The organism is Chryseobacterium vietnamense, assembly GCF_031454475.1.
Taxonomy (GTDB): Bacteria; Bacteroidota; Bacteroidia; order Flavobacteriales; family Weeksellaceae; genus Chryseobacterium; species Chryseobacterium vietnamense.
In genome coordinates this window covers 403,183-416,089 of the sequence record NZ_JAVDQX010000003.1, presented here as the reverse complement: position 1 = coordinate 416,089, position 12,907 = coordinate 403,183, and the positions used below count along the sequence as shown (strand labels likewise).

Here is a 12,907-nt window from a genome sequence, read left to right as displayed (position 1 = left end):
GTGACTTATAACAAACAACTATGATTGTAAATCTATTAATTAAGATGAAAAAACTTTTATATATATCAGGAATTTTAACATTTTTTGTGTTAATGAGTTTTATGTATGTAGACTTTTTCTCTTCAATGACCAAAGTTGACTATATTGATGGAAGCAAGACATTGAAGTTTACCACAAAAATGAATACAAGCCATATCTCTGACGCGATTAAAATCAACCCGAATACGGCAGGATTTGAAGCAGAGGTAAAAAAATATGTGAACAATAATTTTGATGTATTTGTCAATGGGTCTCCCAAAACGATTACCTTCACGGGAAGTCAGGTCAGTGGAGAAACTGTATGGGTATATTTTGAAACCGGAGGTGTTTCGGATATTAATACCTTAAAGATTAAAAATACGATCCTTTTAAGCGCTTTTCCTAAGCAGATCAATCTGGTAAACATAGCCTATAAAGGCAGCCAGAAAACAATGAACTTCCAAAGAGGAAAAGAAGTGAACGAGGTTTCTTTTTAAATGAAAAATTAGATTTAACCATTATAAAAATGGGTACCCTGAAAAGCTGAACTTTTCAGGGTATTTTTTTTGCAGCAATAAAAAATCACTTCAAAGAGATTAATTAAGTACAAATACCTAATCCAAAATTTCAGCATTTCCACTCTAAGATTTTCATTTTCAGCCATGTACATTTGTACTGTAATTACAACCCAATCAGTGAAGCCGTATCACTTTAATAACGGGGCGGAATCTGAAAAGCCCAATGAGTAAGAAAATACCAATCAAAAACTAAATATCATGGAAGATATAGAACTAAAATCATCCAGTCAGGAAATTGATGTCCTGATCGTTATTGACACGGATTATGTAAGACAAACTTATAAAAACCCAAGTACAGACCCTAATAATCCTACAGGAATTGATCATAACAGCCAGCATATGATCGTTTCGAATGCCAACGCTATTTCCGGACAAGGTACAGCTGATTTGAATTTCAGTGCAAGAGCCGGGGATATTGTTTCTTTCAGAGGAACATCAATATACCAAAACTCCGATGATGCAGTAATCATCTATAATATTAAGTACTGGTCAGGTGATCAGGTTTTTAACAGTTTTATATACAATTCAGTGGAAAGAAAGCAGGCCGCTGTGCCTAATTTGAATTCTCAGAATGGTCTTCCTGCTGCTAGTGCAGATATCACTTTTGCAAGTATCGACTCTAAAGTAAAAGCTACAGGAACAGAGAATTTCTATGTACAGTTTGGACTTTATATTTTAGATCCAAGTAATAGTAACAAACAGATTCTGTATGGATACTTTTACTGGGATCCAACGATTACGGTTAAATAAACGCAAGTAAATCCCGTATAAATAAAAATCGGGCAGCTTTTTAAGCTGCCCGATTTTTATAAAGTGTATTAGAATATATTTTATTCTGATGTATTACTCAATTTTGATGTTATCAATCTGAACATCATATATACCACCATTTCCTGTTTTGATCGCAAACATATCTTTTCCGGCTGTAGTGTTAATATCAGCAATACCTGTAAGAGTAAGTTCAACCAATCTCCATTGTCCGTTTGTATTGATAGATCCTGTGTAAGAGTTAGCACTTTCTACTCCTAAAGTAGCACCAGTAGAGAATGTACCTAGATTAAATACGTAGAAACCTCCACCTGCTTTGTATACATTGAAAGAAAGAGTTTTTCCAGTTGCAGTACCTTTGATGTACATAGTAATTCTTTTTGGTACAGCTGGTATTCCTGTAGTAGCTACAGATGTAAATACATAATCGTTAGCGGTAGGAGTTCCTTTGATTTGAAGTGAATTTGTACCATTGTATCCAAGACCAACACCTTGTGTAGCATAAGGCTTAAGACCGAAAGTGTTTACACTGGATAAGAAAGTTGTCCAGTTTTCAAAATCTGAACCTGCGAAAAGGTTTACAGCAGAAGCAGAAGGAGCATCTGGTTCACCTGGATTGAATCTGTCGTTAGGGAAGTTAATATCGTCAAGATTTCTGATATAAGCCTGATCTGTGAAAATTGTTGCATTACTTGAGCTGGTAAAACGGCTTAGTAAAAGAACGATATCACCACTTTTTGCATATTTAGGAGAGATCGGTGATTTCGCAAAAGTTGCATAGTTACTGAAACGAAGATCTAATCTACCTGCTTTCTTATCCGTAATATAACGGTCACCTGTACCTGATTCATCAGCAAAAGTTTTTGTCAGTTCAGGATCTTCAAACTGAACATTTTTAATTTTTACAAGCTGATTGATGTGAGCTCCATTTTTAAGAGCATCAGCAATAGAATTAAACTCTAATGGCTTTATTGCAGTTACTACAGCCTTTTGTCCGTCACAAACTCTTGCCATGTAATTGGATAATTTATTGGGGTTGATTCTACCGATAGGATAATTAGGATCAAAAGAACCTACTTTAATGTTCCCATTAATACCTTGAACAATCAATCCTTTCAGGTTAATTCTTACTAAGGACCCGGTAGGATAATCAAGATACTGGTTTCCACCATCGATGTCAATTTCAATCCCTTGTGTTGGGTTTTCAGGCTTATCCTGAAGGAACATCATTTTATAGATATTTCCTGATTCATCACTTGAAGAGATGTAGGCTTCAACAATATAATCTTCTTTAATGATATCGGCTTCAGTTGGTTTTACTTTTGCAATAACAGCAAGATCAGTTAACGGGTGATTAGCTGCTGCAAATTTGTTGGTACATTTGATTTCCGGTAATTCATAATCATCAGTTTTTACACAAGACGAGAATGTCAGCATTGAAATAGCACTAAATATCGCCGCTTTAAAATATATATTTTTCATTGTTTTCGATTTTTAATTTTAGTTTTTAGAATCTGAATTGAAGGTTAACAAAATAAGATCTACCCTGGTTATACCAATATTTTGGGGCGAATACCATGTTTCCGCTGTCGTAATCATTCTTATAATCAATATAGTTAACGTTTCTGGTCTGCTCAAACCCTCCTGTAATATAATTTCTGTTATTAAGGATATTATTGACAGATCCGGATACCAATACATAATATTTGCCAATCATCCAGGACTTCCCTGCGTTGACATTGAAAAAGAATGCCGAAGGAAGCTTTGTAGGCGTAAGTACTCTTGCAAGCTCTTCATCATTTACAATGTCATATGGGACTCCCGGTGTGCCAGGATTGGTATAGAACCTGTCTGTTCTGGTTACAGGAGACGGATCCAGGAAGGACTGCCCGAAGTAGTTCCATGTTGCTCCTACCCACCAGTATTTAGGGCTGCTGTAACGAAGACCTAATGTATATGCTTCCTGAGGAGTACCTCCTTGTCTGTAGTTTTTAAGCGTTGCTTCACCCATATTGGTATAAGATCTTGAGACGATATTTCCGTTTCCGTCAAGTTCTCTGAATGTTCCAACCGCGTCAGATGCAAAATAAACCGTAGGATTGTTAGTATAAGTATATTGTCCTAAGCTTAGTAACCCACTGGCAGTTAAGGTAGGAGTTACTTTCACCTGTGCACCAAGCTCAATTCCCATATTTCTCTTATTGGCTCCTGCCAACACCTGCGTAATGAAAGCACCATCCTGAACCGGAGCCTGATCACCGCTCTCCGTAAGGTTTGTCAGTTTAATTCCCTGTGCGAAATATCTTTGTACACTTGTTTCGTTTTGAGTATTAACAAGGTAACCTGTCAGTCTAAGTTTAACAATCGGAGTAGAGATTACATAGCTCAGGTCGTTGGCATCAACAACAACGTTTTTGATTCCCGGAGTGGTAACACCACTTACTCTGGTATTAAAATAAATATCATTTAAGAAAGGAGACTGTGAGAAGTAAGCTCCGTTGTAAACCAGGAAGTTTCTCCCGTTGATCTTATATGTAACCTGACCTTTAACCCCTGCATTCCAGAAGTTCTGGTCTGCTCCTTTTCCATAAGAAGACTCATACAGATAGTGTTGGAATAATCCTTCTCTACTGTTCGTTGTATATCCGAATAATCCGGAGATAAAAACATCAAATTTTCCTGTGGAGAATTTGAAAGCAGGATTTATTTTGAATTCCTGTCTTCTGAAAATATAGCTGTACCCGATTTTATCACCTTCTCTTTTAGCAACATCAGTATCGCTTTCCCTTGTATTGAATTTACCCCAAACACTTCCTGCATTGGTATTGGATGCAAACGGATCCATATTCAGCGCAAAATCAGCACCTAAAAGGTCATTTACCTCCCTGTACTGCTCAGATCTGTAATTCTGGTAAGATAGGTTTAAGATAAAACGGGAAGTATCGGTGAAGTTATATGTATAATGAGTAGATACATTCCATACTTTATCATCTTTTACATCGTCCACAAGATAATAAGCGGCTCTCCTTCCACCAAGTAACGCATTGTATTCTACGTTTCTGTTGGCATTATAAAGATTATCCCAATTGATCTGTGTATGAGACTGGTCATCATTCGTCCACCAATCTCTCGTAATCCCGATGTTGGCAGCTTGTTCCGGTGACGGATCTTTATAGTTTAACCAATAGCTTGGCAAGTTACGGTAGTAGGTTGGTGACGGGTTATTGGCTTTGTACCAATCCAGTCTTGAACTGTACTCTTTCCCAAACTGATAAGAAACTGATGTCCAAAGCTGAGAGTTTTTATTGATTTTCCAGAAATCCTGCAATTGGATCATAGGCTGGAAACCTCTTTTTACTCTTTCATTTCTTTTATCTCCGTTTTGCCATCCCCAATAAGAGTTATAATGAACTCCTCTGAAGTCATATACTTCCTGAGTACTTGGACTTGAAGAGCTTCTGGCATATTTAGAACCTATGGCATTCAGGGTCATGGTATGGCTATCACTGAATTTCTTTTCAATACCGATATATCCACTGTATGCATCATAAGCTGTACCATCCTGAATCCCTTCCTGTGCCCATCTCCTTGCGATCATTCCTGTAAATGCCCATCCGTTCTTATTCATTCCGGATGAAAATCTGTAAGATAATCTGTTGGTATAATTTCTGTTGGTCAGAGAGTACGTCAACTGGCTTCCTTTTCTGTACTCACTGGCTCTGGTATTCTTATAAAATACTCCGGTAGTTCCTCCGAAAGCATATTCTGAAGGTGCATGGTTAACTGCAATTTCCGGGTAACGGGTAATTTCGTTCAATCCTCCCCAGGTACTGAAGTCTACATCTCCATTATCTGCAGCGGCCATAGAAACCCCATTGATCATATTCTCACCTGTTCTGCTATCAATTCCTCTTGGACGGAACCAGTACGGTCCTAAATCGAAACTTGCAATTCTGTTGAATACATCCTGAGAAGACTGTAGTAATCCTACTGTTGCAGTTTGTTGTGCGCCACCGCTATCACTTTCTCCCGAGTCTTCTATGATAGCCAATCCCTGATCTGCACCGTTCAATGCCGAATAAAGAGTAATTACTCCAAGATCTTTTCTCTTCTCATCACTGGTTACATCAAATTCAAAAATTTTAGTTTCAAAATTGGGTTTTGTAACCATAATCTGATAATGTCCAGGCATCAAATCTTTAAATTGGAAATATCCGATTTTGTCTGCCTTTGCATCATTTCCTGCTCCTTTTAAATCTACATTTGCTTGCTCAACAGGCTTACCGTCTGCATCCTTAAGATACGCAAACACAGTTGTCTGCGCGTAATAATACGACGCAGGCAGCAAAGTAAATAAAGAGATCAATGATAATTTTTTAATCATGAGTATATTTATTTTTTAATACTTTTATTGTTAATTTTCAACAGTTTAAAAGTTGGGGGCACAAATTTAATCAAATTTTGCAATCTCAAACTTTTTTAACGTATTTTTTCCTTAACATTGCAATCTTTTAAGAATCATTATAAAAGAGAGATTCGGATTACTGCTTTTAAATTTACAAATATTTAAAAAGCAGCAAGTTAAAAAAAGGTAAATTTGTAATTAATAGTATAATAAAACTCAAAGAGATGAAGAGATTTTCTAGTCTGTTTGCCCTGCTTATTTCGATCGTGGCATTCTCCCAACAACAAGGAAAACTGAGAAAAGTAGCAACCGTAGGTTTCTTAAATGTGGAAAACCTTTGGGATACTATCCGCTCAGCAGATTATATAGATGGAACCAAGGACATTAAAAATCCTGCTTTCCACAGAAGTATTCCTATGGATTCTATCAAGTTTCTGGAAACTGAAAAATATGATGGGCCATGGAGCGACGGAGCTTTAAAAGGTAAAAAAGCAGTAAGAATACAAAGTGGTTCTGAAGAATTTACCCCCAAAAGTGCAAAGAACTATGGAAGTAAAATATATAAGGCAAAACTGGCTAACGAAGCTAAGGTAATTTCTGAAATGGGAGCACAATATACCAAAACAGCTCCGGCAGTAGTAGGATTAATAGAAGTTGAAAACAGACAGGTCATTCAGGATCTTGTGAACGAACCGGCTTTAAAGAAATATGACTACGGAATTATTCATTACAATTCTTATGACTATAGAGGAATTGACGTTGCATTGATCTACCAGAAAAGAAGGTTCACCCCTACCAATTCATTAAAAAAAGAACTGGTCATTTATGGTGACAACGGAAAAAGAGAATATACAAGAGACATCCTTGTCGTAACAGGATTTTTAGATAATGAAAAAGTAGCATTCTTCATGAACCACTGGCCTTCAAGAAGAGGTGGTGAAGCGATTTCCCTACCTAAAAGAAATGCTGCAGCTGCATTATTAAAACAACAGATGGACAGCGTAAGAGCAGCAGATCCTGCAACAAAGCTTTTTGCCATGGGTGACTTTAACGATGACCCTGTAAGCCCTAGTTTAAAAAACCATCTTAAAGCTCAGCCCAATCCAAAAGACCTGAGCGAGGAAACTCCTTATCTTAACCTGATGTATCCTCTATATAAGAAAGGAGTTGCTTCTTTGGCTTATCAGGATGCTCCGAACTTGTTTGACCAGATTATCGTTTCTAAAAATGTAGTTTCAGACCAGGTAACGAAAGAATATTCCGTTTACAAAACAGAAATTTTTGCACCCGCTTACCTTGTCAATAAAGAAGGAAATTATAAAGGATATCCTTTCAGATCATGGAATGGAGATCAGTTTACAGGAGGCTACAGTGACCACTTCCCGGCATTTGTAGTTCTTCAGAAAGAACCATAAAAAATTTAGGCACTCTTATTGGAGTGCTTTTTTATATAAATACCTATATCATGAAACATATTATTTTATTAGTAATGATTGCATTGGTACCTTTCAGCTGTTTTTCTCAGGAAACACCAAAGAAAGATAAAGAGCAACATGAAATGAAGCCTTCTAAAAATGAAGACGGAGAATGGGATCTTACAGTCATTGATACCCAATTCGACTATTTTCTGAGTGCTGTTGCAAAACCTATCAGCCAGTATACAGAATCTTATCTGAAGACGAAAAACACATTTTTAGTCAATGAATGGAACAGCTATTATTATTCCGGCAGATACAGAAATATTATTGAATCCGGAATCGATTATGATCCAAAAGAAAATTACGGGATCAAGTTTGAATATAAACTCTACCAGGTTTTCGCGTATGTAAACTGGAAGTATAAGCTGAGACTGAATGGATTATCCGGAAGCGATGCCATAAGGTAAGTTTTAAAACATAGTAATAAAAAAGGTTCAGAATAATTCTGAACCTTTTCATTTTTATAATAGCTGAAAATTATTTATTGAATAATTCTTCTACCTTATCCCAGTTTACTACATCAAAGAATGCAGAAACATAATCAGGTCTTCTGTTTTGGTAGTTTAAGTAGTAAGCGTGCTCCCAAACGTCTAATCCTAAAACCGGAGTTCCTTTAACGTCTGCTACAGGCATTAATGGGTTGTCCTGATTAGGTGTGGAAGAAACTGATACAGACCCGTCAGCATTCTTTACCAACCAAGCCCATCCTGAACCGAATCTTGTTTTAGCAGCCTCAGAAAAATCAGTTTTGAATTTATCAAGACCTCCGTAATTTTCGATAGCAGCTTTTACATTTCCTACAGGCTCTTTGCTTCCTCCAGGCGTTAAAATTTCCCAGAACAGAGAGTGGTTGAAGTGACCTCCTCCGTTATTTCTTACTGCTGGTTTGTCAGTTCCTGTCTGGCAGATCTCTTCAATAGTTTTTCCTGCAAGTTCAGTTCCTTCAATTGCTTTATTTAAATTGTCAATGTATGCCTGGTGGTGTTTTGTATGGTGGATTTCCATAGTTCTTGCATCGATCGTTGGCTCTAATGCATCATATGCATATCCTAGTTTTGGTAATTCAAATGACATAATCTTTATTTTTAATGTTATATTTCAAAATTAGCCAATATTTAAGGTATTATCAAGGATTGTGGATTACTTTAATAAATCTTTAACATTGATATATTGATTTAGAATGAATTAAATTTTAAATATTTTTAATTTCATCTATAAACCCCCTCCATTTTGATGTTCCCCAATCCTATTCAAAGCATGGTTTATTTTCAATTTCGTAACTTCCACAATATGAAGTAAATATTTATACAAAAACACTTCAATAACTGAATGTTTAACTTTAAATACTTTTTATTATGAAAATTGGACTTTTTGGATTTGGAAAAGCAGGAAAAGCTGTAGCCTCAGTTATTCTTCAAAACAAAGATCATTCTCTACAATGGGTGTACAGAAAATCGAGCAGATCGTCTGCCAGAGATGCCGCAGACTTTCTTGGAGTAGAAAGTGATGATCCCGGTCATTTTTATTCAGAGAAAAAAAAGGGTGTAGACGAATTGCTTGAAGAACATCCTGTAGATGCTATTATCGACTTTTCGTCTCAGGATGGGATTTATACTTACGGAGAATCTGCTGCCCAAAAGAAGGTAAAGATCATATCAGCTATTTCTCATTACTCAGAAAAGGAAGTACATTTCCTGAATAAACTGGCTCAGAAAGCTACTGTCTTCTGGTCACCTAATATTACTTTAGGTATTAATTATTTACTGTATGCGGCTCAGTTCTTAAAAAAGATTGCTCCTTCCGTAGATATTGAGATCGTGGAAGAACATTTTAAAGATAAACAGGGAGTTTCAGGAACAGCCATCCGGATTGCAGATGTTCTGGAGTTGAAAGATGAAAAGATAAATACCATCCGAGCGGGTGGAATTGTAGGAAAACATGAGGTTATTTTCGGTTTTCCGTTTCAGACAGTAAGGCTCATTCATGAATCAATTTCAAGAGATGCCTTTGGTAACGGAGCGTTGTTTGCTGCCGAACATCTGATCAATAAAAAACCAGGCTTCTATAAATTTGAGGATTTATTACATCCTTATTTCAAAGTATAGAAGCCCGGCCTATTAACAATTTAACTTATTATTTATTCATCGACATCAGGAACTCTTCATTGTTTAGGGTTCCTTTGATGTTTTTATCTACAAATTCCATCGCTTCTACAGGGTTCATCTCAGAAAGATATTTTCTAAGAATCCACATTCTCTGTGAAGTTACTTCATCAAGAAGAAGATCATCTCTACGGGTACTTGATGCTACAAGGTCAATAGCAGGATAAATTCTTCTGTTGGCAATTTTTCTGTCTAACTGAAGTTCCATGTTACCTGTACCTTTGAATTCTTCAAAGATTACTTCGTCCATCTTAGATCCTGTATCAATTAATGCGGTTGCAATGATTGTCAGAGATCCTCCTCCTTCTATTTTTCTTGCTGCTCCGAAGAATCTTTTCGGTTTGTGAAGAGCATTGGCATCTACCCCACCGGAAAGAACTTTTCCTGATGCCGGAGTTACCGTGTTATATGCTCTTGCCAATCTGGTGATAGAATCCAGTAAGATGACTACATCATGTCCGCATTCTACCATTCTTTGTGCTTTTGCAAGAACAAGATTAGCAACTTTTACGTGTTTTTCAGCAGCTTCATCAAATGTAGAAGCAATTACTTCTGCATTTACGCTTCTTTCCATGTCAGTAACTTCCTCCGGACGTTCATCAATCAGAAGAACCATCATATAAACTTCCGGGTGATTGGCTGCAATAGAATTGGCGATATCTTTAAGCAACATCGTCTTACCCGTCTTAGGCTGCGCAACAATCATAGCTCTCTGTCCTTTCCCGATAGGAGCGAATAAATCTACAATTCTTGTGGATACTGTAGAACCGCTTCCTGCAAGGTTGAATTTCTCTTCAGGGAAAAGTGGAGTAAGGTATTCGAAAGCAACACGGTCTTTGATAAATGCAAGATCACGTCCGTTAACTTCTGTAGGTCTTAATAATGAGAAATACTTTTCACCTTCTTTCGGAAGTCTTACAATTCCTTTTACTGTATCTCCGGTTTTTAAACCGAAATTTCTGATCTGAGCGGTAGAAACATACACATCATCAGGAGAAGAGATATAGCTGAAATCTGAAGAACGTAAAAATCCGTAGTTATCCGGTAAAATTTCCAAAACACCTTCAATACTTACCAGTCCATCGAAATTGAATTCTTTTTTATGGTCGTTCTGCTCCTCCGCCTTTTCAGAATGTCTGTTTTGATTCTGATTCTGGTTTTGATGCTGCTGATGTTGTTGGTTTTGATTTTTATGTTGGTTTCCACTGTTCTGTGGATTGTTGTGTCCTTTTTGAGGTCTGTTAGCCTGTGGTTGTTGAGGATTGTTAGGCTTTTCTTCAGCCTGAGCAGGCTCCTGGGATTCTGTGTTTTTTGGAGTTTCAGTTCTTTCCTGAGATACTTCTGCATTCCCTGCATTGGTAGAAACTCTTTTTCTCTTCTTTTTGGCCTGAGCGGCGGCGGCTGATTCTTCTGTTACTGTTGCTACGTTGGTTTCAGCTTTTGGTGCTTCCGGCTTTATTTCTTCAGAGACAGGTATCTTTTCTTCTACTATATCTTCAGTTTTAGGTTCTACCGGAGCTTTAGCGATTGTTTTTGGCTTGGCTGCCGGTTTTTTCGGGGCAGCTTTTTTTGCCGGGGCTTTGGCAGGTTTTTCTGCTGGAGCCTCTTCAGTATTTACACTGGTGGTTTCGGTGGCGTTGAAATAATCTTTTGCAACTTTAGGGTTAGAAGCCTGAAAGTCAAGAATAGCAAAGATCTTGTCATTTTCATTGCTGGTTCTTGCAACTTTAACGCCCAAATCTTTCAAGATTTTAGTCAGTTCCGTTACGGATTTTGACCTTAACGTTTCTATGTTAAACATATTTATGTAAAAATGTAATTAATTGTGAGTAAGAAAAGTAAGTCCGGCGACTTTGGTTTTCAAGTACATTGTATAATGCAAATCTACACTTATTTTTGAATTGTGCAAAATTTATGTTATTTTTGCCAAGAATTTAATATTCAATGCTACAGAGAATACAAACAATATGGACTTTATTAGCAGTTTTAGCTGCTGTTTTCCTTTTTATAACAGGACAGGATGTTGTCATTTCAGACAGTATTCCCTTACTTAATATAAGCTGTATAGTACTTGTTATTATTGGAGCATTAAGTATTTTTAGTTTCAAAAACAGAAAAAGACAAATTTTGCTGAATACCATCAGCATCATTATAAACGTTTTGTTGATTGGTGTATTGGCGTACTGGTTACTAAACTTATCCGGAGGAATTCAGATTCCTGAGAAGGGTATTGAGCCGATTTTCCCATTAATTGCGGTAATCTGTCTGCTTATAGCAAACATTTACATCCGTAAAGATGAGAGGCTCGTAAAATCTGTAGACAGACTTCGATAGCCTTACAACGATTTTTTGAGTGAGAACAGCTTCTTTTAGGAGCTGTTTTTTTATTTGATATCCATTCCTGATTTAAATTATGTAAATTCATTGCAACTTTTTGATTAAAACCACGACAGATCATATAATTTTAATAAAAGACAATGAAAAAGCTAACGTATCTTACTTTATCACTATTCTCTATATTGACCTTCGGGCAGGAGGTTTCCAAAGAAAGAGTAAAGACGGTTCTTTCCACTCTCGCTTCAGATGAAATGAAAGGCCGTGAAATCGGAACTCAGGAAAATGAAAATGCAGCCCATTATATCGCTAAACTTTTCAAAGAAAATAATCTGGAATATTGTACCGGAAAATCTTATCTGGTGCCTTTTGACTATAACGGAAAAACGGTATACAATGTTTGCGGAATCAAAAAAGGAAAGTCAGATCAGTATCTTGGTTTCTCAGGGCATTTTGACCATATCGGAACCAGTAATAAAACCGGAGATAATATTTATAACGGAGCAGATGATGATGCCAGTGGAATCACTACTCTGGTAGGTATTGCCGATTATTTTAAAAATAAAAAACCGGAATTCTCTATGGTGTTCATGGCATTCAATGGAGAGGAAAAAGGGATGCTGGGTTCAAGAGCTATTTCTACGGATAAAAACCTGGACCCCATTTATAATAAGATGACCGCTCTTTTCAATTTTGAAATGGTAGCTACAGAATCTCAATGGGGGAAAAATTCATTATATATGACAGGAGACGGATTCTCAGATCTTGATGAATTATTCAATCAAAATGCGGTGAATGGATTAAAAATAAATGCAGATCCATATGCGAAACAGCAGCTGTTTTACCGTTCAGACAATGTAAGCTTTGTAAAAAAGAAAATCATTGCCCATTCATTTTCTACTGTGGATATGACGAAAGCGTCTCATTATCACCATGAAAATGATGATGTTACTATTGTAGATTTTGATAACATGACCCGGATCATCAATAATTTTGGTAAAACACTGGATAAACTGAGCCCTAAAAATTTTGCCCCGAAGTACAATGATCAGGTGAAATTTTAAGTGAAATCATTATAAAAAACTGCTGTTTCGGCAGTTTTTTTTATTAACCAATACTACTTTCTTATCCCTTGTTCTAAGCCCTATCCGGTTTTATATATTT

11 protein-coding genes are annotated in these 12,907 nt (G+C 36.7%); 7 read left to right on the top strand and 4 right to left on the bottom strand.

Annotated features, from left to right (window positions below; translation table 11 throughout):
- Positions 1-44: 44 nt before the first annotated feature.
- Both J2786_RS15915 and J2786_RS15910 read left to right on the top strand, forming a co-directional pair.
- A complete protein-coding gene (locus tag J2786_RS15915; protein ID WP_226798727.1) occupies positions 45-515 on the top strand; it encodes a DUF6702 family protein in 471 nt (156 codons plus the stop codon).
- Between the two features lie 279 nt (positions 516-794).
- Positions 795-1,346, top strand: coding sequence for an inclusion body family protein (locus J2786_RS15910; RefSeq protein WP_047427218.1), 552 nt, complete (start codon positions 795-797; stop codon positions 1,344-1,346).
- Between the two features lie 93 nt (positions 1,347-1,439).
- On the opposite strand, the gene J2786_RS15905 is transcribed toward J2786_RS15910, so the two are convergent.
- Together J2786_RS15905 and J2786_RS15900 are read right to left on the bottom strand one after the other, a co-directional pair.
- Positions 1,440-2,846 carry a DUF5689 domain-containing protein gene (locus J2786_RS15905; protein WP_047427215.1) on the bottom strand — a complete coding sequence of 469 codons (1,407 nt, stop codon included), beginning with the start codon at positions 2,844-2,846 and terminating at the stop codon, positions 1,440-1,442.
- Between the two features lie 25 nt (positions 2,847-2,871).
- Positions 2,872-5,748 (bottom strand): carboxypeptidase-like regulatory domain-containing protein, encoded by a 2,877-nt coding sequence (locus J2786_RS15900; RefSeq protein WP_047427212.1) that lies wholly within the window; start codon positions 5,746-5,748, stop codon positions 2,872-2,874.
- Positions 5,749-5,993: 245 nt separating this feature from the next.
- Between J2786_RS15900 and J2786_RS15895 the strand changes: the two genes are divergently transcribed.
- Positions 5,994-7,184, top strand: a complete 1,191-nt coding sequence (locus J2786_RS15895) for an endonuclease/exonuclease/phosphatase family protein (RefSeq protein WP_047427209.1) — start codon at positions 5,994-5,996, stop codon at positions 7,182-7,184.
- A 50-nt stretch (positions 7,185-7,234) separates the two neighbouring features.
- The gene (locus tag J2786_RS15890) at positions 7,235-7,654 is read left to right on the top strand and encodes a DUF6146 family protein (RefSeq protein WP_047427206.1); all 420 of its coding nucleotides are present in this window, start codon (positions 7,235-7,237) and stop codon (positions 7,652-7,654) included.
- A gap of 70 nt (positions 7,655-7,724) precedes the next feature.
- On the opposite strand, the gene J2786_RS15885 is transcribed toward J2786_RS15890, so the two are convergent.
- Entirely contained in the window at positions 7,725-8,321 is a 597-nt protein-coding gene (locus J2786_RS15885; RefSeq protein WP_047427203.1) for a superoxide dismutase, read from the bottom strand.
- A 281-nt stretch (positions 8,322-8,602) separates the two neighbouring features.
- Here J2786_RS15885 and J2786_RS15880 point away from each other — a divergent pair, with 281 nt between their 5' ends.
- A complete protein-coding gene (locus tag J2786_RS15880) occupies positions 8,603-9,352 on the top strand; it encodes a 4-hydroxy-tetrahydrodipicolinate reductase (protein WP_047427200.1) in 750 nt (249 codons plus the stop codon).
- 28 nt (positions 9,353-9,380) lie between these two features.
- Here the strand turns inward: J2786_RS15880 and rho are convergent, their stop codons facing one another.
- Positions 9,381-11,210, bottom strand: a complete 1,830-nt coding sequence (gene rho, locus J2786_RS15875) for a transcription termination factor Rho (RefSeq protein ID WP_047427197.1) — start codon at positions 11,208-11,210, stop codon at positions 9,381-9,383.
- Positions 11,211-11,353: 143 nt separating this feature from the next.
- On the opposite strand from rho, the gene J2786_RS15870 reads away from it, so the two are divergent.
- Both J2786_RS15870 and J2786_RS15865 read left to right on the top strand, forming a co-directional pair.
- Positions 11,354-11,743, top strand: a complete 390-nt coding sequence (locus J2786_RS15870) for a DUF4293 family protein (RefSeq protein WP_034691563.1) — start codon at positions 11,354-11,356, stop codon at positions 11,741-11,743.
- Positions 11,744-11,886: 143 nt separating this feature from the next.
- On the top strand, positions 11,887-12,807 hold the full coding sequence (locus J2786_RS15865; protein WP_047427193.1) for a M28 family peptidase: 921 nt from the start codon (positions 11,887-11,889) through the stop codon (positions 12,805-12,807).
- Positions 12,808-12,907: the final 100 nt, after the last annotated feature.

What these genes read in the sequence shown, in the direction of transcription:
- J2786_RS15915 (WP_226798727.1), top strand. Translation starts at nt 45, where the DNA reads ATGAAAAAACTTTTATATATATCAGGAATTTTAACATTTTTTGTGTTA.
- J2786_RS15910 (WP_047427218.1), top strand. Translation starts at nt 795, where the DNA reads ATGGAAGATATAGAACTAAAATCATCCAGTCAGGAAATTGATGTCCTG.
- J2786_RS15905 (WP_047427215.1), bottom strand. Translation starts at nt 2,846, where the DNA reads ATGAAAAATATATATTTTAAAGCGGCGATATTTAGTGCTATTTCAATG.
- J2786_RS15900 (WP_047427212.1), bottom strand. Translation starts at nt 5,748, where the DNA reads ATGATTAAAAAATTATCATTGATCTCTTTATTTACTTTGCTGCCTGCG.
- J2786_RS15895 (WP_047427209.1), top strand. Translation starts at nt 5,994, where the DNA reads ATGAAGAGATTTTCTAGTCTGTTTGCCCTGCTTATTTCGATCGTGGCA.
- J2786_RS15890 (WP_047427206.1), top strand. Translation starts at nt 7,235, where the DNA reads ATGAAACATATTATTTTATTAGTAATGATTGCATTGGTACCTTTCAGC.
- J2786_RS15885 (WP_047427203.1), bottom strand. Translation starts at nt 8,321, where the DNA reads ATGTCATTTGAATTACCAAAACTAGGATATGCATATGATGCATTAGAG.
- J2786_RS15880 (WP_047427200.1), top strand. Translation starts at nt 8,603, where the DNA reads ATGAAAATTGGACTTTTTGGATTTGGAAAAGCAGGAAAAGCTGTAGCC.
- rho (WP_047427197.1), bottom strand. Translation starts at nt 11,210, where the DNA reads ATGTTTAACATAGAAACGTTAAGGTCAAAATCCGTAACGGAACTGACT.
- J2786_RS15870 (WP_034691563.1), top strand. Translation starts at nt 11,354, where the DNA reads ATGCTACAGAGAATACAAACAATATGGACTTTATTAGCAGTTTTAGCT.
- J2786_RS15865 (WP_047427193.1), top strand. Translation starts at nt 11,887, where the DNA reads ATGAAAAAGCTAACGTATCTTACTTTATCACTATTCTCTATATTGACC.